Source organism: Buchananella hordeovulneris (assembly GCF_001907235.1).
Taxonomy (GTDB): domain Bacteria; phylum Actinomycetota; class Actinomycetes; order Actinomycetales; family Actinomycetaceae; genus Buchananella; species Buchananella hordeovulneris.
The window spans coordinates 141020-163739 of record NZ_MQVS01000006.1; the positions used below are offsets into that span (position 1 = coordinate 141020).

The following is a 22720-nucleotide window of genomic DNA, read 5'->3' on the forward strand; positions in this document are numbered from 1 at the left end:
CGCCACCGCAGCCAACTTGGCCAACTGCGGCGACCGAAACGTGGGGTGGGGGCGACCACGGCCGCCCCCACCCCACGCCCCTCAGTTTTGCAGGGCCGCGTGCAAGGCCTGCGCTACCTCGTCGTGCACCGAGGCCCGGCCGCCCAATATCTCTAGCTTGCGGAACTTACCGCCCGCTAGGGCTTGCGCGGTGGCCGGGGGCACCCGGGTCGGTTCGACCAGCAGCAGCGCGCCGTCGTCGGCCAACGCCCGGGAGCCCGCGGCCAGGGCGTCAGCGAAACCGAAGCCGGTGGCCACCACCAATTTGGTGGCGTCCGCAGCGTAGGCCGCGTGCAGCTTGCTCATCGTTTCGAAGCGGTTGGCCCCCACCACCGTGGTGACCTCACGCCCCGCGAGGGCTGGATGCTGCCGCACCTGGGCCGCCGGGCCACCGACCAGCACCACCGGGACGTGCGGTGCCTGGGCCAACATGGCCTGCGAGGCGGACGGCAGCGTGCCGTCGCCGGCGAGGATGACAACGCCTCCGGAGCGCCCGGCCGCGACCCCGGCCCCGAGCGTGTCGGCGTAGGAGGATCCGGAGGCGATGAAGAACGCCTGCGGTTCCTTACCCCGCACCTTGCTGGTCTCCGCGACCACCGCCTGGGCGGTGGTGTAGCGGTTCTGGCCCGCCACCCGGACGGTCTCGATGCCCGCGTAGTTAAGGGCCAGTTCCTTGGCCACCGGCACCGAGTGCTCGCCGCCGACGATGTAGACCTTCTGCACCTGGGCCGCCCGCATGGCCTCCAACACCTTGACTTCCAAGAAGTCCGGGCTGGTGGAGAAGTAGATCGGCGCATCCAGGGCGCCCGCCAGCGGCCCGGCGGCCATCGCATCGACGTGGCTGTTGCCGGTGGCCAGGAGTGCCGTGCCCGGGGTGTAGCCGCCGTCCTGGGCCGCCGCGATCGCGGTGTCGACGCGGTCCCGGCCCGCCAGGCGGGTGTGCGTGACGTTGCTGCCCGCGGTGGAGAAGGTCAGCTGGTAGTCGGTCTTGGCCTGGGGAACGAAGCGGTAGCCGGGCTGCGGGGCGGCCTGGATCAGCACCGATTCCGTCCCGGCAGGCACCACGTGTTTACCAGCGGCGATGTCGTTGCCGTTGCTGAGGAAGCGGATGCCCGGCAGTTCGGGAATGAGGAAGGAGTCGGCCCCGGTTCCCGGTTGATCATCGATCTCCAGTTGCGCGGGCGGGGTGAGGAACAGGTACTGCCCCTGCACATCCACCTCGGCCGCGCCCGCGAACTGGCCGCCGTTTTGAGCCGAGAGCGCCACCAGCCGCACGTACCGCGCCGTGACGGGATCGAAGGTGACCAGGGCGGCGTTCTTATCGGTGAACTGCCCTTCGTGCGCCACCTGCCACGCGTCCCCGTCCGCGCTGACCTCGATTCGGTAGTCCTGAATCACCCCGTTGGTGCCCTCGTCCTGGCGCGGGAGGTAACGCAGGCCGTCGACCGAGGCGACGTACTGCATGTCCAGGGTCAGGGTGTGGGGCAGCGGGTCGATGCTCGGGTGGTAGGCCGTGTGCCAAAACGTGCCGACGCTGCCGTCGATGGCGCGGCTGGCCTGCCCGGCCTCGCCCTGCGTCTCCTCAGAGTCGGCGGAGGCTTGCCACCCGGTGCGATCGAGGAACGGGTCCTCGCCCGCCACCCCGTAGGCCGTCAGCTCGGCCACCGCCCCAAAGTCGCGGCCGTTGTGGGTGTTCTTGCCCACCAGCTTGAAGTGGCGGAAAGTGCGCAACTCCTCCGGCAGGGTGAGGAACTGGGTCGATTCGGAGTTGGGGAATTGCCCCACCACCGCTGTGCGCCACTCGGTGCCGTCGGCGGAAACCAACAACTCGAAGTCCTTGAAACGGCCGTTGCCGCCCCCGCCCGGACGCGGGGTGTAGCCGAGCCGCCATACCTCGTTAGCCAGCTGCATGTCGACCTGCAGCCAGTGCGGGCCGGTGGTGGGCCGCGTGTAACGCGAGTGCCAGATGGTGGAGGCGTTGTCGTCGATGGCGCGGCTGGCCTGCCCCGGCTCGCCCTGCGTCTCCTCGCTGGAAGCCACGATCTGCCAGCCGTTCTTGGGCAACTTGTTGAACTCGGGCGAGTACTCGGGCTCGGCGGAGTCCGTCGGGGCCTCGGTCGACGGTGCACACTCGAACAACTTGACTTGGAAGGGTTCCAAGGTCACGTAGTAGGGGTGGGCCTGCCCCGCCACGAACGGCTCGGCCTGCCCATCGCGCTCCACGCACCGGTAGGTGCCGTGCGCCCCGGCGGGCAACTCAAATGCCTCCCCCGGCGCGAACGCGAAGTGCTGCGGGCGGGCGGCCGGGTTGCGCACCATGAGCATGGCCTGCTCGCTGCCGGTGGCGTTACTCCAGGCGGCGGTACCGTACACCTCGGCCGCCCGCGGGTCGCCGCCCACCCAGTGGACGTCGGCCAGCAGGGCCTCGTTGGCGCGGGCCCACTTCGCGTTGCGGGTCAACTCGTCCCAGAACCAGTCGGCGTTTTCCTCCCCGATGCGGGCGGGGTCGACCAGGGTGTTGCGCACGTAGAGTTCTTGCAACTCCAGCCCCATCGCGAAGTAGTTGCGCATGTCGGCTGCCAGGGCGCGGCGGGTCTCCGGCCGGCCCAGGTCGTGGTTGGCCGCGAACTGCGGGGCCCGGTTGGAGAAGATGAACCCGTGGTTCATCAGCTTGGTGATCGGCACCAACGGTGCCTCGACGACAAAGTTCTGGTAGACCTCCCCGTCCCGGTAGGACACGTACAGCTCTTGATCGGGGCCCTCCCCCGCCTTGGCGGCGTCGTGACCGTCGCGCCAAATCGAGTCGGAGTGCCACATCCAGTACGGCGAGCCCCAGGTGCCGACCGTGGTGTTGATGAACACGTCGCTGCGGTGGGCGCGCATGTCGCGCGCCAGCCGGAACATGGCCTCGTAGTCCGCCCGATAGGTGGCCGCTGGCACTGTCTGGTAGAGGCCACCGCCGATACCGTCGAACTTGAAGCCCTGGACATTGTGGTTGTCCATCATGTTGAACACTTGCGAGCGGAAGTGGGAGAAGTATTTCTCGCCGGAGAGCTTGAACTGGCGGCCCCCGTAGGTCTCCAACACCTGGTCGCCTTCCTTGGAGGCGTTGAGGGCCTGCCGCCGGGCCGCCGAGGTGCCGTAGCCACCAAACGGGCTCATCCACACCGACAGCGATCCGCCGTGTTTTTCCGCCACCGCTCGTTGCGCGGCGAAACCGTCGCCGAACTGGCCGGGGTCAAAGTCCCACACGTGCATGTCGGACTCGTCGCTCACGCGCGGGTCGCGCAGGTAGTCCCAGCCGTCGTCGATCCAGTAGGAGTCCAGTTGTGCGCCCCGGCTCGTGAACTGGGTGCCAAACAGGTCGATGGCGCTGGTCAACTCGGTGGCGGGCATCGTCAGCACGTCGGTGCCGGCATCACCCGGTTTCAGGTCGAACCAGGACTGGTAGTGCAGGAAGGTCCGCCGGAAGTGGGGCCGCTCACGCTCCAGGTAATAGGCGAAGGCGCGCCGCTGCTGCCCGGCGACGTTGACTCCGACGGTGGTGGCCAACTCGACCGGCTCGGCCTTGCGCACGTGTCCGGCCCGCTCCAGGAAGAGCACGGCCCGCCCGCCCTCGACCGAGGCACTGGCCATTGGGTTTTCCAGGCCAATCCACGCGGTCCGGGCCCCTTCCTCCCCGAAGGTGATCGGGTAGCCCGCGTCGCGGCCCTCCACGGCCGCCGCGGTAGCGGGGGCATCGAGCACGGTGAACGCCGTGATGGGCAGCGGCGTCTCGCCTGCCGGGGCGATCTTTACCACCTGCCGCACGTAGTTGGCCTCGTCGCGTAGTTCGGCCTGCAGCGTGACATCGACTTGCCCGGCGGCGCCCGCATCGACCCGGTAGGTGGCGGTGAGTGCCTTACCGGCGTGGCGCAGGGCGAGGGTCGGAGAATCGGCGGTGGCGGCAAGGTCGACAATCCGGGGCTGGTCGACGACGGTGGCCCCGGTCAGGTCGTACTCGGTGCCGCCGAGAGAGAAACGCAAGACAGGCGAGGACTGCAGCGGCACCGCCTGCCCAGTCTCCTTATTCAAGACCGCGGCGAGGAGCGGCTGGCCGCTAGTGAAGTCGTAGGTGGCGGCAATGACCGCGTTGCTGAGCGTGAACTGTTGCTCCGCCGCGGTGGCGGTGGCAACCCCCGGGGCCTGGCCCGGGTAGGCGATGCCGCTGGCCACCGCTGTCGGCACGGCAGGCGGGGCTACCGGGTCGGCGTGAGCGCTGGGCACGGCAGACAAGGAGAGCGCTAACGCTAACCCCATGGCTGGCATAACTCGAACGGTGTGGTTGGTGCGCATCATCTTCTCTCTGGTCTTCGTTGACAGATCGAGGGTGGGGGGAGGCGGGCAAATCCGCCCCGCCCCACCTGAATGTCGCTACCGCTGATTGGGTGTTAGCGACGTAACAGTTGGTTCAGTTCGTTCACCACCTTGTCGTTGATAGTGGCGGGCCCGCCGAGGATCTCCACGGCACGGAACTGCGAGCCTGCCAGGGCGGCGCGGGTGGGGGCAGGGATGCTGGTGGGCTGCACCAACAGCAGTGCCCCATCGTCTGCCAGGGCGCGCGCCCCCGCGGCCAAGGCGTCGGCAAAGTTCAACCCGGAAGCGACCACCAGCTTGGTGGCATCCTGGCTGTACTTGTGGTGTAGCTGGGCGGCGGTTGCGAAGCGGTTGGCGCCGACGATCACCTCCATCTGCCGTCCGGCCACCGCCGGATCTTGCGCGACCGCGGCTGCCTGTCCCCCGACGATCACCACCGGCACCTGGGGGGCGGCGGCCAAGAGCTGGCGCGAGGCGTGCGGCAGGCGACCACCGTCGGTCAGGATCACCACCCCGTCGTGCCGCCCGGCGGCCACCCCCGCCCCGAGAGCGTCGGCGTAGGAGCCACCGGAAGCGAGGAAGAACTTGGCCGGTTGGTGGCCGAGTTTGCCCAGCTCACCGGCCACGGCGCCTGCCGTGGCGTACCGATTGGCCCCGGCCACCCGCACTACCTCCAGGCCCGCCAGGCGCAGCGCCCGGGCCTTCAGCTCGCTGACCGAACCGGTGCCGCCGACGATGTAGACCTTGGTGACCTTGGCCTCCAAGAGTGCCTGGAGCACTGCCGGTTCCAGTTGGTCACCGACCGTGAAGTACAACGGGGCGTCCAACGCCCCTGCCAGGGGCCCGGCCGCCACGGCGTCGGCGTAGTTCTGCCCGGTGGCCAACAGCGCCACCCCGGGGGTGTAACCGCCGTCCTGGGCCGCCGCGATGGCGGTCTCTACCCGGTTCTTGCCCGCCAACCGCACGGCAGGAGCCGGGGTCGGGGTCGGGGTCGGTTCCTCAGCCGTTGGCGTCGGAGTCGGCGTGGGGGTCGGTTCCTCAGCCGTTGGCGTTGGGGTAGGCGTGGGGGTCGGGGTCGGCGTGGGGGTCGGTTCCTCAGCCGTTGGCGTCGGAGTCGGCGTCGGCGTCGGGGTAGGCGTCGGTTCCGCAGTCGTTTCGCCCAAGGTGGCGGTCGTGGTCAGCGTTTGCCCCGCCACGCGCACCTCTACCTGCAGCGGCCCCGCTAGTTCGTCCTGCTCCGTGTACACCGCGAACAGCGAGTTCACCGCCCGCGGCACCTGGTCGCCGGGCCGCGCCAGACCTGCCGCACGATCGGCCGCAGCCACCCCCTCCACCGTGGCGGGCACCGCCTGGCCGTGCGCGTCACGCACGCTCACCGTCGCCGCCGCCAGATCCGCCACCGGTCCGGTGAGGTAGGCCAGGTAGCCGTCATCGACCTGCGCGTCCCCACGCAGCTGCACCTGCCACGGCACCTTCGGATCGCCGTAGAAGTTGATGTCGTTGACAGTCAGCGCAGTGCCGCGGCGCGCAACCCGCTGGGCGAAGTCACCAAAGCTGCGGGCGCTTTGCGGAGTCCAGGCCACCTCGGCGGTGGCGAGCAGGCGCGGGAACATCCAGAACTGGGTGTCAGTCAGTCCCCGGGTGTGCTCGGACCACATGGCGGCACTGACCCCGAGAGTGTGCTCGTCCCCCACGGCCGGGCCGGAGTGCGAGGGATCCCAGTTGTAGAACTTCTCGATGTCGCACAATCCCCCACCGCAGGCCCACGACGGCCCACCCAACTGCCGGGACTGGATCTGCGGGAAGTAGGTGGTCCAGGCCGGCGACATGACAACCTTCATGCCGCGCCCGGCGAGCACCGCCTGCCGCACGTTATTAGCGTTGCCGTTCCAATACTGGATGACCGTCCCGTCGGGGAGCGCATCCAGGTGGGCGGCCGCCTCGTTCCACACCATCGGCACGCGGCCCCGCTGCGTGATCAGCGGCATCGTGCGGGTCATGAACGTGGTGTAATCCGGGGCCGAGATATTGAACGCCTCGTCGCCGCCCACGTGGAGATAGCTGCCCGGCAGCATCTCCGTGACCTGGTCAAAAACGTGGCCCAGGAACTTGTAGGTGTTCTCGTTGCGCGCCCCCATGTTGGCCGCCCCCACGGACGTGTCGGTGATGGCGGGCGTGGTCTGCCCCGGCGCCACCACCGGGAAGGAGCCGCCGCCGTTCAGCTCCGCGATGGCGTGCAGCTGGGCATTGGAGTGCGCCGGGCCGTCAATCTCCGGGATGATCTCAATGTTGCGGGCGCGGGCGTAGGCGACCAGCTCCCGGATGTCTGCCTGGGAGAAGAAACCTGGCCGTCCCGGGACCCGGCCGATGCCGCCCTCCTGCGGGGCGTTCGGCTCGCTGGAGATCGGGGCCCACTTGCCGGCCGCCACCGCGGTCTTGCCCGACACGTCGGTCAGTAGCCGGTAGTCAATTGGGTCATCCGCGGCCTTGCCGTCGTTGGTGATCTCGATACGCCAACCCTGGTCATCGGTCAGGTGCAGGTGCAACTTGTTCAGCTTCAGGGCCGCCATCTCCTCGATGATGGTCAGCATCTCGCCCTTGTCCAAGAAGGAGCGCACCACATCGACCATGACCCCGCGGTAGGCGTAGCGTGGCTTGTCCACGATCGTGCCGGTCGGCACCCGCCAGGGCCCCACTACCTCCACCCCGGCGGTGGCCCAGGGGCCGAACAGCTGCAGCAGCGACTGCGAACCGTAGAAGAGCCCGGCCTCGGTGGCGGCCGTAATCGTCACCCCGGCGTCGGTTATCTCCAGCGCGTAGCCCTCCGCGCCGTCAGCCGAGCGGCTGGGATCGAGGACGAATTGGATGTCCCCCTGTTCGTCCACCGGGAGGGCGTAGCCGGTGGAGTAGCGCAGCACGTGGGCCAGGTTATTGGCCGCAAACTCGCCGCCCCCGGTGAAGCCGATGCGGGCGGCGGGCGCAAGGGTGAACTCGCCTTCCCCTGCCTGCACGCTCACCGGGAGGGGCACGATAGCGCTCAGGTCCGTCGACGGGGCCGGGGTCGGAGGGGCGGCCACGTCACCGGTGCCCCAGATCTCCAACTCCCACAGGGATGGGCCCCACTCGTTGCGCAGTTGGAAGGCCTGCAGGCGCAGGTGGGTGGGGTGCACACCGGCGGGGATCGTCAGCGGCGTCTCGATGGACTTCTTGAAGCATTCCGCGCCGGTCTTGACCACCCGCGCGGAGGCGGGCAGGAAGGCTTGGCCGTTGGTGGAGTACTGGAACTGATACTCGGTAGCGCAGGCCCCCGCCCACTGCACGCGGGCCCGCTTGGCCACCGCGTGGCCCGGGAGCTGCACCGTCAGGTGGGCGTTTGGGTCGCCGGGACCAGACCAGCGGGAGGCGTCGGCCGCCACCTGATTGGCAGTGCCTCCGGCCCCGTCATCGCCGTCGACCGCTTTGTCCGGCCCCCACCTGTCTGCCACCTCCTGGCCGGAAGCAACGACCGGTTGCCGCAACGCCAGATTGCGGTCAGCTTCCTGGGCCACGGCTGCGGTGGCGGGCATGAGCGCCAAGAGCGCAGTTGCGGCTATTGCCTGGTGCAGACGCTGTCTATAGCTGCTGCGCATCCGTTTCTCCTTCACGAGCAGTCTCCATCGACCTGTCAGACCGGCGTGGGTGTCCGTCGTTGGACATCCGCGCCGAGTCTCTCCCCCTATTTTCTGAGCAAATTAGCTCACTGGCAAGGGGTTATGCGCAAAATAGATCGGATTTAGTGTGCCGCTGCGGGCCTGTCCGGGCGCAGCAAAGCCCGCGCTGCCCCGCCGCGCGGCGGCTGGGGCAGCGCGGGGCGCACCGCAGGCACTGGCCCGGTGCGACCACCGGACGGGCAGCGCTTAAGCTAGGCGATACATCCACCCATGTGGGTCAGGCGCCTGCCCCAGCTGCACCGCGGTCAAGGCTGCGTAGGTTGCTTCCGTCACCGGACCGGGCTGGCCATCACCGATCACGGTGTCGAAGTCGTCGCCCGCCAGGCGACCAATGGCCGTGACCACCGCCGCCGTACCGCAGGCAAACATCTCGGTCAGCGCGCCGCTGGCCAGTCCCTGCCGCAACCATTCCACCGACAAGTGCTCCTCCCGCACCTGCCTGCCCTGGTCCCGCAACATGGTGATAATCGAGTTTCGGGTGCACCCCTCCAGGATCGTGCCCGTCAACGCCGGGGTGTAGACCACACCGTCAGCGCCGACGACGAACACGTTCATGCCCCCCAGTTCCTCCAAGTAGGTGTTGGTGACATCGAGGTAGCACACCTGGTCAAAGCCCCGGGCCGCGGCCTGCTGTTGGGGCAACAGCGACGCTGCGTAATTGCCCGCCGTCTTCGCCGCGCCCGTGCCGCCGGGGCCCGCCCGGTGGAAATCGCGGGTGATCCAGATAGACACCGGGGTAAAGCCGCCCCGGAAGTACGGGCCGCACGGGGAAGCGATCACCTCGTACGCCACGGTGTGCGCCGCCCGCACCCCCAGGAACGGCTCGGCCGCGTACATGAACGGACGCAGGTAGAGCGCAGCGCCCGCCGCGGCGGGCACCCAGTCGGCGTCGGCCCGCACCAGATCCACCAGCGAGGCCAAGAAGTCCTCCACCGGCAGCTCCGGCAGTGCCATCCGCCGCGCCGAGGCCTGCAGCCGGGCCGCGTTCCACTGCGGCCGGAACGTCCAGATTGACCCATCGGCGTGCCGGTAGGCCTTCAAGCCTTCAAATACTTCCTGCCCGTAATGCAGCACGGAGGCAGCCGGGTCGAGGCGGTGCGGACCGTAGCCCACTAACCGCCGCTGCCCCCAACCAGCATCCACCGTCCACGTTGCCCGCGCCACGTGGTCGGAAAACTGGGTGCCAAACCCCAGGTCAGCAAAGACCGCCGCGCGCTCCGCCTGACTGCGGACAGGCACCGGCCCAGACACCGGAAACCTGCCAGCCAACTCGTCGGCCCGCGGTGGCACCGCCGCTGCCGCCCGTTCCAGCTCGGTCATCTCCATGTCCCGGTCTCCTCTTGCTCTATGCCTCACCCAGCCGGGCCACGATATCGCGGCCCACCGCCTCCGTGCGCACCGGTTGGCTCCCCCGCGCGGCCAAGTGCGCGGCCACCGCCGCCTCAATGCGGGCCGCCGCCGTCGGCTGGCCCAGGTGTGCGGCCAGCAAAGCGGCCGACAAGATCGCCGCCACGGGGTCAGCCACCCCGCGCCCGGCGATGTCGGGGGCCGAACCGTGCACCGGCTCGAACATCGACGGGAACGTGCCAGCGGTGTTGATGTTGGCGCTGGCCGCCAGCCCGATTCCTCCGGTGACGGCCGCCGCCAGGTCCGTGAAAATGTCGCCGAACAGGTTGTCGGTGACCACCACGTCGAATTGCCCGGGGTCCACCACCAGGGCGATCATCGCCGCGTCGATGTGCAGGTAACGGGTTTGCACCTGCGGGAACTCGGCGCCGACCTCGTCCACCAGCCGCTGCCACAGTCCCCCCGCGTGCACCAGCACATTGTGTTTGTGCACCAGCGTGAGCTGACCGCGCCGGGCCGCCGCCCGGGCGAAGGCGTCCCGCACCACCCGCGCCACCCCGTAGGCGGTGTTGACGGACACCTCCGTGGCGATCTCGGCGTCGGTGCCGCCCCGCACCACCCCACCGTTGCCGCAGTACAGGCCCTCAGTGCCCTCCCGCACCACCACCAAGTCGATCGGCGGGGCGGCCGCCAACGGGCTGCCTGCCCCCGGATAGGTGCGCGAGGGCCGCAGGTTCACGGCGTGATCGAACGCGAAGCGCAGCCGGAGCAGCAGCTCCCGTTCCAGGACGCCGGAGGCAACGGCGGGGTCCCCGATCGCTCCCAGCAGGATGGCGTCGTGGGTGGCCAACTCGGCCAGATCAGCCTCGGTCAGGGCCTGGCCGGTGGCCAGGTAGCGGCGGGCACCCAGATCGAACTCTGTGGTTTGCACCGCGACGTCCGGGCCGAGGGCGGCCTGCAAAACGGTCAGGGCGACGGGCACTACCTCTTGCCCGATCCCGTCACCGGGAATAAGAGCTAACTTCACGCGGATCTCGGTTTCTTCCAGCGGGGCGGCGGAGGGGCGCCTAGCGCCCCTCCTGGGGAGGGTTAGCGACCGACGGAACCGTCGGTGTAGTCAGCGTCGCGCTGCTGCGCGGACCACGCGAAAAGCTTGCGCAGCTGCTGGCCGGTGACCTCAATCGGGTGGTTTTCGCCCGCGGCCCGCAGGCGCTTGAACTCTTGTGCCCCGGAGTCTTGATCGTCGATGAAGCGCTTGGCGAAAGCCCCGGACTGGATGTCGGCGAGCACCGCGGCCATGTTCTCCTTCACGCGCGGATCGATCACCCGCGGCCCGGAGACGTAGTCGCCGTATTCGGCGGTGTCGGAGACAGACCAGCGCTGCTTGGAGATGCCGCCCTCCCAGATGAGGTCGACGATCAGCTTCAGCTCGTGCAGCACCTCGAAGTAGGCGATCTCCGGCTGGTAGCCGGCCTCGGTCAGGGTCTCGAAACCGTACTGGATCAGCTGCGACACTCCCCCGCAGAGCACCGCCTGCTCCCCGAACAGGTCGGTTTCCGTCTCCTCGGTGAAGGTGGTGCGGATGCCGCCCGCCCGCAGGCCACCGATGGCCTTGGCGTAGGCCAGCGCCAGCGGCCAGGCCTGGCCGGAGGCGTCCTGCTCGACGGCCACAATCACGGGCACGCCACGCCCGGCCTCGTACTCGCGGCGCACGGTGTGCCCGGGCCCCTTCGGGGCCACCATGGCAATGTCGTGGCCCGGGCCGGGCTGGATGTAGCCGAAGCGGATGTTGAAGCCGTGGGCGAAGAAGAGCGCGGCCCCCTCCTTGAGGTTCGGTTCGATCTCCTCGGTGTACAGGCGCCGCTGCACCTGGTCCGGTGCCAGAATCATGACGACGTCGGCCGCCTTGACGGCCTCGGCGACGGTGGCCACCGCCAATCCTTGTTCGCTGGCCGCCTCGCGCGAGCGGGAGTCCTCCCGCAACCCGACCACGACGTCGACCCCGGAGTCACGCAGATTCAGCGCGTGGGCGTGGCCCTGGGAGCCGTAGCCGATGATGGCCACCTTTTTCCCGGCGAGCACGGCCAGGTCAGCGTCGTTGTCATAGAACATGTCAGCCACGGTTGTTCTCCTTGAACTGTTGGGTAAGCGAGGCCGGGCCGCGCGTGATTGCCACAGCACCGGATTTGGCGATTTCGGTAATGCCGTAGGGGGTCAGCGCCTCGATGAGGGCAGCGATCTTGGAGCGCGACCCGAGGGTCTCGATGACGATGGACTCGTTGTGCACGTCGACCACGTGGGCGCGGAAGAGGGAGACGATCTCCAGCACCGAGGTGCGGTTGGCGGCGTTGGCGGCCACCTTGATCAGCAGCAGCTCGCGCTGCACGGAGGACTCCGGGTCGAGCACGTGCACCTCGAGCACGTTGACGAGCTTGTCCAGCTGCTTGCGCAGCTGGCGCAGGGTGTTGGGGTCCGGGTCCACCAGCGCCGTGATGCGGGAGATTTCCGGGTCCTCGGTGGGGCCGACCGCCAGGGAGTGGATGTTGAATGCCCGGCGGGCGAACAGCGCGGAGATGCGGGTGAGCACACCTGGCTTGTTTTCCACCAGGATCGACAGGGTCTGCAGGCCGGTCACGGAGCCTCCTCCTCATCCCACACGGGCGCAATGTCGCGCGCGTACTTGATTTCGTCGTTGGACACCCCCGCGGCCACCATCGGCCACACCATCGCGTCGCGGCTGACCCGGAAGTCGATGACGACGGGCCGGTCGTTAATGGCACGCGCCTGCGCGATCGCGTCGTCCACCCCGGCCTCGTCATCGACCCGCAGCGCGGCGCAGCCGTACGCCTCCGCGAGCTTGACGAAATCGGGGATGGCTTGCTCGACGTAGTCGCCGGTGTGCAGGTCGGTGTTGGAGTAGCGCCCGTCGTAGAACAGGGTCTGCCACTGGCGCACCATGCCGAGGGAGGAGTTGTTGATGAGGGCGACCTTGATGGGGATGCCGTTCAGGGCGCAGGTGGCCAGTTCCTGATTGGTCATCTGGAAGCAGCCATCCCCGTCGATGGCCCACACTTCCCGCTCCGGGCAGGCCACCTTGGCGCCCATGGCGGCGGGCAGGGAAAAGCCCATGGTGCCAAGCCCTCCGGAGGCGATCCAGGTGCGGGGCTTTTCGAACCGCAGGAACTGCGAGGCCCACATCTGGTGTTGCCCCACCCCGCCGACGAAGATGCCGTCCGGCCCGACCAGTTCGGCCAGCCGGGAGATCACGTATTGGGGCGCGAGCAGCCCGTCCGAGGTTGCCGTCCACCCGAGTGGGTAGGTCTGGGCGATCCGGTTGAGCTGGGCCACCCAGGCAGCCAGGTCGGTGCGGCCGTGGGTGGCGTTGGCGGCGGTGGCGGCGGCGCTGAGCGCCGCCAGGGTGGGTTTGACGTCGGCGACGACCGCGACGTCGGCCCGGCGGATCTTGTGAATCTCGGCCGAGTCAATGTCCACGTGGATGACCTTGGCCTTGGGGGCGAACGACGTCGGCAGTCCGGTGACGCGGTCATCGAAGCGGGCCCCGAGCGCGACCAACAGGTCCGCCCGCTGCAGGCCGCCGACGGCGGCGACGGTGCCGTGCATGCCCGGCATCCCGAAGTTCAGGGGGTCGGAGTCGGGGAAGGCGCCCCGGGCGTTGAGGGTGGTGACCACCGGCATCCCGGTGGCGGCGATGAAGTCGGCGAGCTCGGCGGAGGCGCCCGCCCGCACCACCCCGCCCCCGACGTAGGCCACGGGGCGTTTGGCGGCCCGAATGAGGTCGAGCGCGTCGGTGATTTTCTCGGCGGCGGGCGCGCTGGGGGGCGCGTAGCCGGGCAGGTCGAGGGTCGGCGGCCACGAAAAGTCCATCTCGGCGGCCTGAATGTTCTTCGGGATGTCCACCAGGACGGGGCCGGGCCGCCCGGTCGAGGCCAGGTGGTAGGCCTCGGCGATCCGTTGGGGAATCTCCTGCGGGTTGGTGACCAAGAAGGAGTGCTTGGTCAGGGGCATGGTGGCGCCCACGATGTCGGCTTCCTGGAAGGCGTCGGTGCCCATCGCGGGGCGGCCGACCTGCCCGGTGATGGCCAGCACCGGCACCGAGTCCATGTTGGCGTCGGCCAGGGCGGTTACCAGGTTGGTGGCCCCCGGGCCGGAGGTGGCAAAGCACACCCCCACCTTGCCGGTGGCGTGCGCGTAGCCCTCCGCGGCGTGCCCGCCGCCCTGCTCGTGGCGGATGAGAATGTGGTTAAGCGAGGAAGCGAAAATTTCGTCGTAAATCGGCAGGATGGCCCCGCCCGGCATGCCGAAGACGTCGGTTACTCCCAGCTCCTGTAGCGAGCGAATGACGGCGCGCGCGCCGGTCATGCGCTCGGGCGGGCTGGCGGACTTGTCGGCGGTAGAGCCCATGCCGTTTCCTCCCCACGTACTCCGTGTCGCTACATACAAAAACCCCCGGCACTTGCGTGGCGGAGGCGCGCGGCCGGTGCCGCGCTAGCTAACGACGAGGATTTGCATGAGCGCCATGGTAGCCGGGGGCCGGAAAGGCTGTCACCACCACCCTCCATCCGTCCACATATTGGGACAACGGTCCGGTCTGCGAGTGGGGGTAACGAGCTTCACGCGCCCCCGGGACGGTAGTCACGATTTGGCCCGGGCGGCGCCTTAGATACTTAAAGAAACAACTGACGAGCCTTCTGGCCCCGTTTACTCACCTGCTTCGTTCGGAGTTAACACGATGAACCTGATCTTCCGCGAGCTAGCAGACAGCCAGGTGCTGTTGCTGTTCGTACTACTCGGCCTGGGTATGGCCTTCGGCCACATCAAGGTAAAAGGCATTTCCCTGGGGGCAGCCGCCGTGCTCTTCGTCGGCATCGGCCTGACCGCCTGGGCCCTGGCCGCCGGCTACGAGCTGCACATCGAACACGACATCGGCATCCTCGGCCTGGCGATCTTTGCTTTCGCCATCGGTATCACCTCCGGCCCCACCTTCTTCAACGTGCTCAAGACCGCCGCCGGTCCCATCGTGGCGATGGTGGCCGTCATCATCGCCGGGGGCGGGGTGGCCTTCGGGTTGGGCAAGCTGCTGGGCATGGACGTGCCCCTCATCGCGGGTACCTTCGCCGGGGCCATCACCAACACCCCGGCCCTGGCGGCGGCCGGGCAGTCCTCCGGTGACCCCGCCACCGCCACCGTCGGTTACTCGATCTCCTACCTCTTCGGGGTCTTCGGCATGCTGATCGCCTGCCACCTGGCCCTCCTGGTGGGCCGGGGCGACAAGGACACCCCCTCCCCCGTGGCCAACCGCACGATCCGGGTCGAGCGCGCCGACCACCCCACCATCGGCGACCTGCACGAAAAGCTCGGCGGACAGGTGACCTTCTCCCGGTTGCGCCGCGGCGAGACCGGCCCCATCTCCCGTCCCAAGATGACCGACACTCTCGACAAGGATGACCTGGTCACCGTCGTCGGCCCGCAGGAAGCCATCACCCAGATCATCAACGAGCTTGGCCACGGCTCTTCCCACTCGCTCCTGGCCGACCGCTCCTACCTGGACTTCCGCCGCATCACCGTGTCCGACCCGAAGCTGGCCGGACGCACCGTCGGTTCCCTGAACCTGGACGGCCAGTTCGGCGCGACGCTGTCGCGGGTCCGGCGCGGAGACATCGACATGGCCGCGACCTCCGGTCTGGTGCTCCAGCAGGGCGACCGCGTGCGCGTGGTGGCCCCCACCGGCAAGATGAAAGAGATCACCAAGTTCTTTGGCGACTCGGCCCGCGGGCTGTCCGACATCAACCCGATCATGCTCGGCCTCGGCGTGGCGCTGGGCTACGTCATCGGGCACCTGCCGATCCCGCTGCCGGGCGGCAGCCAGTTCTCCATCGGGGCCGCCGCCGGTGCCCTGATCGTGGGGCTGGTGATGGGCAAGCTCGGGCGCGTGGGCAAGGTGGTCACGGCCCTGCCGCACACCGCCGCCATGGTGCTGGCCGAGCTGGGGCTGCTCATGTTCCTGGCCTACGCCGGCACCAATGCTGGCTCGCAGATCGCCAACGCCTTCACCTCCGGTTCCTGGGTGAACATCCTGGTCCTCGGGATGGCGGTGACCACCACGGTAGCGGTCGGCATCTTCTTCTCGATGCGGTGGCTCTTCAAGATGGGCGGCACCCGCCTGGCCGGCTTCCTCGGCGGCGTGCAGACCCAACCGGCCGTGCTGGCCTTTGCCAACCAGCGCACCAACGGCGACCCGCGCGTGGCCCTCGGCTACGCCATGGCCTACCCGGTGGCCATGATCGGCAAGATTCTCACCGCCCAGATTTTGGGCATGCTCACCTAGCGGGAAACAGCAGGGGCCGCCAGGTTGCTGCCTGGCGGCCCCTTTTTCTCCGCCCCCGGAGGCGCCCGGGCGGCTACAGGTCGCGCAGCTGCGGCAGGGTGGAGGTGGCGGTGTCGCGCCGCCAGCCGGGGTCGGTGACGATGCGGGACAGGGCCAGGCCGATGCCGATGGAGCCAATCACCAACGCGATCGTGGCCAGCTGATCCAGGGCCGCCGGGACGTTTTCGGCGTCGAAGGCCGACAGCGCGAAGTAGAACGGCGCCCCCGGGATCATGATGACGATGGCGGGCACGGACAGGGTGACGCGCGAGTAGCTGGAGCGGGCCGAGAGCATGGTGGCCAAGATCCCGATACCGAACGCGGCGGCCCCCACGCCCACATGCCACGCCGCCCACCCGGCCTCCACCACCGCTAGGCGCGCCGGGTTAGCCAGGGCCCCCACCACCCCGGCGGTCAGCGCCACCTTTTGCGGCGAGTTAAAGAGCAGTGCCACCCCGTAGGCGCCCGCGAAGGACGCCAGCGCCCGCAGGGCGAAGACGGCCAGCGGCGCGGCAGCCCCGCCGGTCTCGGCGGGCGGGGCGAAGTCCCAGTGGAACAGGCTGGTGGCGGCGCCGATGGCCAACCCGGTGGCGGTCATGACGGTCAGCACGTAGGCGGCGCGCGACAGGGCGCTGGAGAAGTCGTGCCGTAGCAGGTCCAGCATGGCGGTGACCAGCGGGAAGCCGGGCATGAGGAACAGGATGGTGGAGACCACCCCGGCGTGGTGGGAGGTGTCGATAACCTGGGCGGCCTGCAGGGCGCCCACGATGGCCACGTAAATGGTGGCCGACGTGAAGCCGGCCGCCAGCCACACCGCGAAGTGCGTCAGGCGCCGCTCCAACATGGCCCGCCGCAGCAGTTGGCCGACGCTGGTGGCCAGCACGACGACGAGACACTCCAGCCACGTCCCCCCGTTGAGGTAGGTAAACCCGGCACACGCCAGGCCCGCCGCCAGGGCGTTAATCCACCACGGGTAGAGCGGAGCCAGCGCGGCGATCCGGTCCAGCTCGGCCTCCACCTCCTCCACGCGCGTCCCCTTGCGCACGCGCGCCACCAGGCGCCCAAGCTCATCCAACCGGTGGGCGTTGGTGCCGACCTGGCGGTGCTCGCTGACCTCGGTGCGGAAGTAGTCCCCGGCGTAGGACGTCGTCGTGATCTCCGTCAGCGTCACCAGGGCCTCGTGCCGGTCCAGGCCGACGGCGGCCGCCACCCGGGCCATCGAGGCCTTGATGCGATAGGAGCCCGCGCCGCACGATTGCAGCAGCTGCCCTAGCCGCATAACGACGGCCGATTGGCGCATGAGGCGGTCGGGGCCCAGATCGTCGGAGGGCCGCGCGGCCCGGCGTTTCCTTCCCATGCCGCCATTGTCCCCCGGGCACGGTGGCGCCCGCGAGTTGCTGTCTGGTTTCCCCACCGTCCACACAGCCAGCCGCTAGCATCGGTTTAGTGGTTCCCTCCTACTGAAAGCGACGGCACGCGCATGGAAGAGATTTTCCTCCCGGTAGGCGACTTGGAGAGTCTGCAGGACTCGACGGCAGCTATTGGACGGGATGCGGAGTCGGCGGCGTCTCGGCTCGCGTTGCCGCAAGTCGCGGCGGCGATGCCGGGGTCTGCGGCGGCGCCGAACGCCGCAGACACCGCAGACGCCCTGCGCGTCGCGACCACGCACCTGACGCAGGAGTACACGGAGTTCAGCAACAAGGTGCTAATCGCGATAGACAGTTTCGCGCAAGCTGAGGACAAGATGGTGGCTACTTACCAGCAACTTGCTGGACAGAGGGCGCTCGACTCCGCCACTATCGGCATCCTTTCCCCCCAGTTCCCAACCGAGGAATAGCAGGTGCGAACATGTCATTAACATGGTCAGATATCCAAAACTGGAATCCGGAAATGCTGCACGAAGCGTTAGATGATTTGCAAAACGCCCGACACATGTTGGTAGACCTCTCGCGAGATTCTGCCGACGCCTTGCGGAGAGTTAGTTCCACGGGACTGACCGCCGAGGCCATTAAAGTTAGACTCGCCATTTTGACTAACGAGTTGACGCTGCTTAGTGAGGAGGTAGCGAAGCTGCAGACCGCGACCGATGCGGCGGCGCGCGGGGTGGCCAGTGTCCAGGAGCTGGTGCGCAACTGTCAGTCACTGGCCGCGCAGCAGGCAAACGTCACAGCCAGTGCCGATGGCACGGTCTCTTGGTCGCTGCCCCCAACCGCCTCCCCGGCGGACATCATCCGGGTGCAGGCAGAGGCTGAGGTGTTGGCAGCCGCGATATCTGAGGCGATGCGGTGTGCGACCGAGGTCGATCAGACCTACTGCGAAGCCCTAGCCAATATCGACACGGCCCGGCTGAGTGGGGCATCGTCGAAGGGGGCACTGCCGCAAACAGATCCGAGTGGCCGCCCCAGCCTGGCGGACATTAAACGAAAGTACCAGGTGCAGGAAGTCGGAATGGTCGAGTGGAAGCCACTGCCCTGGTCTGAAGCTTACAAGCTGACCGAGACTGAGGCACGAATGCTTGACGGGCTCAGCCTCCTCCAGAAGCGCGACTTTAAGGGCATTCAGGAAGACGCCATGGCAGCTGCGGTTGATCGTTTCCCCAATGGCACGGCCAATGACGACCACCATGATGCCTTTCGGCACGCCTACTGGAGCGCCCTGTTGACCCAGAGGTTTGGCCCAGACTGGGCGAGCCAGTACACCACCGCACACGAGCAGGGTCCAGACAACCCGCCCACCCGGGAGGCGATGGATCTGCACAACAACAGTGTCGGGGTGCAGATCGCGCGCGACAATCCGAACGCCAGCCCGGAGGAGCTGGCTGGGCTGGTGGAGCAGGCGGTGCGTGACGGCAAGGTGGTGGTGGTTGATGGGTCTGGCAACTTAGAGTGGAGCGATCGGGTCCAGGAGGGGCAAACCGGCACGCCAGACACCACCGAAGCCCCGCTGCCCGGAGCTGACCCCGGCACCCCGGATGCTTACCCCAACTATTAACCAGGAAGGCACCCGACCATGAAAACTATTCTTCGCCTCTCTGCGTTCCTTTTCGTTTTTTTCCTGCTTCCCGCTTGCGCTACCTCGGAGAAAGTAATGCTGACCTCGGATGACAAACTGACTGATGAACTATCTGCCCTGTACCGGGACGGAGGAGAGAGCGTGCCTCTGAAGTCCTTGACGGATTTCGAGTGGGACGAGTTCGGTTTTGTCTCCGAGGGCACCCCCGCGACGAAGATTGAGGAGGTATTCGGTCAGCGCCTCACCCAAGACAAGTTCTACCTGAACTCCACCAACTTGTTCGTCTTTAAGAAGGACGGGCAGGTGGTGCGGGCGATCATGCTGCCGCTGGACGTCTTTGTGGCCGCTGATTCCGGCAAGCTGTACCCGGACACGGTGCGGGTCGAAAAGGAGACGGAGCATTTGCAGCTGCTGCGCTTCACCCTGTGATTAGCACCCCAGCTTTGCGGCTGTGGCCCTGCACTAGACTGACCGCCGAGATCACTAGGGGGAAGGCAGGCGGCCAGGCCCCGCTACAGGGAGTGCACCGGTGCCCAACTCGTCCGCGCAGGCATTAACGCTCGCGGCCCCGCCTGCCGATTTCCAGCTGGCGGCCGAGGCGCTGCGCATCAAGTACGCCGCCCTGTTCGATCCGCTGGCCGCGGTGCATTCGTCCCGGGTCGAGCCGCTGCCGCATCAACTGTCGGCGGTGTACGAGGAGCTGCTGCCGCGCATTCCGTTGCGTTTCGTGTTGGCGGACGATCCGGGGGCCGGTAAGACGATCATGACCGGCCTGTATCTGAAGGAGCTGTTGCTGCGCGGGGCGTGCGCCCGGGCCTTGATCGTGGCCCCGGGCGGTCTGGTGGAGCAGTGGCAGGAGGAGTTGGCGGACAAGTTTGGCCTGCAGTTTGAGATCTACTCCCGCGCCATGGCTGACCTGGCCGCCCACCCGTACCTGCTGGCCCGCATGGATCAACTGGCCCGCTCCCCCGAGTTGGCCGAGCAGTTCGCGCGGGCGGGCTGGGACGTGGTGGTGGTCGACGAGGCCCACCGCATGGCAGCCCACTACAGCGGCGGCCGGGTCACCGAGACGCAGCGTTTCCGGCTGGGCCGCACCCTGGCGGCTGGGCCGCACCACCTGTTGTTGCTGACCGCCACCCCGCACGCGGGGGTGGAGGCCGACTTCCAGCTCTTCATGTCGCTGCTAGACCGGGACCGCTTCGCGGGCAAGTTCCGCCCGGGCGCCCACCGCAGTGACACGCGCGGGCTAATGCGGCGCCTGGTAAAGGAGGACCTGCGGACTTTCTCCGGCCAGCCGCTGTTTCCGCCGCGCCGCGCCTCCACGGTGGCCTACGAGCTGAGCGGGCCGGAGCGGGAGCTGTACGAGGAGGTCACGCAGTACGTGCGCACCGAGATGGGGCGCGCCGAGGCGGTGGCCCGGGCCGGTGACGGCGAGCGAGGCAACCGCGTCGGCTTCGCCCTGACGATCCTGCAGCGGCGCCTGGCTTCCAGCCCGCAGGCGATCTGGCGGTCGCTGCAGCGCCGCCACGCGCGGCTGCGCACGCAGCTGGCTGACTGGCGCGCGGGCGCCGCCCCGGTGGCCGCCGGGGGCCTCCCGGCAGCGATTTACGCACCCCCCCCCGCTAGCTCTCGCTGATTTCGCGGAGGACCTGCCCGCAGCCGAGCAGGGCGCGGCCGAGGCGCAGCTGACCACGCTGGCGGAGTCGGCGTCGGCGGCCCGCTCGCGCGCCGAGTTGGCCCGCGAGGTCGAGGTGCTGGCGGGCCTGGTGCAGCTGGCCGGGCGGGTGTGCGAGCGCGAGACGGACGCCAAGTGGGCACAGCTGCGCGGCATCCTGGACGAGCAGCTGCTGGCGGGCGGGGCAGCCGAGCCGCGCAAGCTCATCGTCTTCACCGAGCATCGCGACACCTTGGAGTATCTGCACGCCCGGATAGTCGGGCTGCTGGGGCGCGCCGAGGCGGTGGCCACCATCCACGGGGGCACCCCGCGTGCCACCCGTTTGGCGGTGCGGGAGAACTTCACCCACGATCCGCAGCTGCTGGTGCTGCTGGCCACGGACGCGGCGGGCGAGGGGCTGAACCTGCAGCGCGCCCACCTGATGGTCAACTACGACCTGCCGTGGAACCCGAATCGGATCGAGCAACGGTTCGGGCGCATTCACCGCATCGGCCAGCGCGAGGTGTGCCACCTGTGGAACCTGGTCGCGGCCGATACCCGGGAGGGCCAGGTCTATCAGCGGCTGCTGGAGAAGCTGGCCTGCATGGGCCAGGCCTACGACGGCAACCTGTTCGCGATCCTGGGGCAGGACGACGCCTTCACGGGCCAACCGTTGCGCGAGCTGCTGGTGGAGGCCATCCGGTTCGGAGAGCAGCAAACCGTGGCGGACCGGCTGGCACAGCGGGTGGACGACGCGGTGGCCCGCGGAGTGCGGGAGCTGGCGGCCCGGCGGGCAGCGGTCGATGGGCTGGACACCGCCGGGCAGGTGGCGGAGCTGGCGGCCCGCCTGGAGGCCGCCCGCGAGCGCCAGCTGCAGCCCGGCTACCTGGAGGCCTTCGTGCGGGCGGCCCTGGCGCGACTGGGCGGGCGCCTGGGGGCGCGGCCGGGCGGCGAGTTCACGATCGGGCGGCTGCCGCGGGCCGTGGTGCGAGCGGGCGGGGCGGGCCTGCCGCAGGCCTTCGAGCGGGTGACGTTCACGCCCGGGGCGGGGACACCGGGCCGCAATCCGGCGGAGCTGTTGGCGCCCGGCTACCCACTGGTGCAGGCGTTGGCGACGGCAACGTTGACCGCGACGGCGGGGGCCCTGGCAGCGGGCACGCTGTTTGTGGATCGCCGCCCGGAGCAGGCGGGCCGGCCGCAGTGGTTGTTCGTGGTGGAGCAGTGGGCGCTGGACGGCACCGGGGAGCGGGTGTGGCACCAGTTCGCCCACCCGGTGGTGGACGCGACGGGCCGGGTGCGGGTCAGCGCGGTGCCGCCCTACCTGGATTTTGCGGCGCCCACGGCGGCGGAGGAGGCGGCCCTGGCCGCTGCCCTGCCGCCCACTGCCCGCCAGCCCCCGCGCCGCCAGGTGGAGAGCTGGCTGGCGCAGCAGGCCGCCGGGGCGGAGTTGGCGCGGGTGGCGGCGGCCCGGCGGGCCGAGGTGGAGCACACCGCGGCCCAGGTGCGCGCCCGGCTGCTGGCGGAGATCAATTACTGGGAGCAGGAGTTCACGCGCCTGGAGGCGCTGGAGCGAGCGGGCACGGTGGGCCGCCTGCGGGCGAGCGCGGCCCGGGGGCGCGCCCACGCCCTGGAGGCGCGGCTGACCACCCGGTTAGCGCAGCTGGCGCGCGCCGCGCAGCTGGGCCCGGCGCAGCTGCGGGTACGGGGGACGGCGCTGGTGGTGCCGAGCCGCTGGCTGGCGGCCCGCGCCCCGCAGGCGGAGCAGGCGCCCCCGCTGTGGGGCGCAGCCGACCGGGAGGTGGAGCGCCGCGCGGTGGCGGCGGTGCTGGCCGCGGAGCGGGCGCTCGGGCGACGGCCGGAGGAGATGGCCCGCAACAATCCCGGTTTCGACGTGCGCTCCACCGACGCGCAGGGCCGCGTGTTCTTCCTGGAGGTCAAGGGCCGCACCGCGGGGGCGCCGACGTTTTCCATCACCGCCAACGAGGTGCAGTTTGCCCGCACCCAGGGCCCGCGCCACCGCCTGGCCTTGGTGGCGGTCAGCCCGGCGGGGCCCGCGGCCGACGAGGTGCGCTACGTGGAGGGCGCCTTTACCCACCTGACTCCGGCCACCACCACCGTCTCTTTTGTGGAGGAGTGGGCCGCGCACTGGGCGCGCGGCCAGCCTCCGCACTGATCTTCCCCCGCCTGCCCTTATCTCCTCGTTTTGCAGAAAGCCCC

14 protein-coding genes are annotated in these 22720 nt (G+C 69.0%); 6 read left to right on the forward strand and 8 right to left on the reverse strand.

Annotated elements, in window-relative coordinates; genetic code table 11:
* Positions 1-81: 81 nt before the first annotated feature.
* From BSZ40_RS07100 to BSZ40_RS07165, 7 genes are all read right to left on the reverse strand, one after another.
* Positions 82-4347, reverse strand: coding sequence for a discoidin domain-containing protein (locus BSZ40_RS07100; RefSeq protein WP_158020876.1), 4266 nt, complete (start codon positions 4345-4347; stop codon positions 82-84).
* A gap of 122 nt (positions 4348-4469) precedes the next feature.
* Positions 4470-8024, reverse strand: a complete 3555-nt coding sequence (locus tag BSZ40_RS11315; protein ID WP_084542698.1) for a family 20 glycosylhydrolase — start codon at positions 8022-8024, stop codon at positions 4470-4472.
* Between the two features lie 267 nt (positions 8025-8291).
* Complete coding sequence (locus BSZ40_RS07145) at positions 8292-9431, reverse strand: branched-chain amino acid aminotransferase (RefSeq protein ID WP_073824628.1); 1140 nt, start codon at positions 9429-9431, stop codon at positions 8292-8294.
* Positions 9432-9450: 19 nt separating this feature from the next.
* Positions 9451-10479 carry a 3-isopropylmalate dehydrogenase gene (locus BSZ40_RS07150; RefSeq protein ID WP_084542699.1) on the reverse strand — a complete coding sequence of 343 codons (1029 nt, stop codon included), beginning with the start codon at positions 10477-10479 and terminating at the stop codon, positions 9451-9453.
* 62 nt (positions 10480-10541) lie between these two features.
* Complete coding sequence (gene ilvC / locus BSZ40_RS07155; protein ID WP_187343213.1) at positions 10542-11564, reverse strand: ketol-acid reductoisomerase; 1023 nt, start codon at positions 11562-11564, stop codon at positions 10542-10544.
* A 1-nt stretch (position 11565) separates the two neighbouring features.
* Positions 11566-12087: an acetolactate synthase small subunit gene (gene ilvN, locus BSZ40_RS07160; RefSeq protein WP_073824635.1), complete on the reverse strand. Its 522-nt coding sequence runs from the start codon at positions 12085-12087 to the stop codon at positions 11566-11568.
* The gene (locus BSZ40_RS07165) at positions 12084-13874 is read right to left on the reverse strand and encodes an acetolactate synthase large subunit (RefSeq protein WP_073824637.1); all 1791 of its coding nucleotides are present in this window, start codon (positions 13872-13874) and stop codon (positions 12084-12086) included. The genes ilvN and BSZ40_RS07165 overlap by 4 nt, the downstream gene beginning before the upstream one ends.
* A 328-nt stretch (positions 13875-14202) precedes the next feature.
* On the opposite strand from BSZ40_RS07165, the gene BSZ40_RS07170 reads away from it, so the two are divergent.
* Positions 14203-15798 carry an aspartate:alanine exchanger family transporter gene (locus BSZ40_RS07170; RefSeq protein WP_073824640.1) on the forward strand — a complete coding sequence of 532 codons (1596 nt, stop codon included), beginning with the start codon at positions 14203-14205 and terminating at the stop codon, positions 15796-15798.
* A 73-nt stretch (positions 15799-15871) separates the two neighbouring features.
* On the opposite strand, the gene BSZ40_RS07175 is transcribed toward BSZ40_RS07170, so the two are convergent.
* A complete protein-coding gene (locus BSZ40_RS07175) occupies positions 15872-17194 on the reverse strand; it encodes a threonine/serine exporter family protein (RefSeq protein ID WP_073824642.1) in 1323 nt (440 codons plus the stop codon).
* 123 nt (positions 17195-17317) lie between these two features.
* Between BSZ40_RS07175 and BSZ40_RS07180 the strand changes: the two genes are divergently transcribed.
* The 5 genes from BSZ40_RS07180 (at position 17318) to BSZ40_RS12375 (ending at position 22676) form a co-directional block, all read left to right on the forward strand.
* On the forward strand, positions 17318-17674 hold the full coding sequence (locus BSZ40_RS07180; RefSeq protein WP_073824644.1) for a hypothetical protein: 357 nt from the start codon (positions 17318-17320) through the stop codon (positions 17672-17674).
* Between the two features lie 53 nt (positions 17675-17727).
* On the forward strand, positions 17728-18828 hold the full coding sequence (locus BSZ40_RS07185; protein WP_073824647.1) for a DUF6973 domain-containing protein: 1101 nt from the start codon (positions 17728-17730) through the stop codon (positions 18826-18828).
* 96 nt (positions 18829-18924) lie between these two features.
* Entirely contained in the window at positions 18925-19278 is a 354-nt protein-coding gene (locus tag BSZ40_RS07190) for a hypothetical protein (RefSeq protein WP_073824649.1), read from the forward strand.
* A 100-nt stretch (positions 19279-19378) separates the two neighbouring features.
* Positions 19379-20485, forward strand: coding sequence for a DEAD/DEAH box helicase (locus tag BSZ40_RS07195; RefSeq protein ID WP_073824651.1), 1107 nt, complete (start codon positions 19379-19381; stop codon positions 20483-20485).
* Between the two features lie 97 nt (positions 20486-20582).
* On the forward strand, positions 20583-22676 hold the full coding sequence (locus tag BSZ40_RS12375; RefSeq protein ID WP_073824653.1) for a helicase-related protein: 2094 nt from the start codon (positions 20583-20585) through the stop codon (positions 22674-22676).
* The last annotated feature ends 44 nt before the right edge of the window (positions 22677-22720 follow it).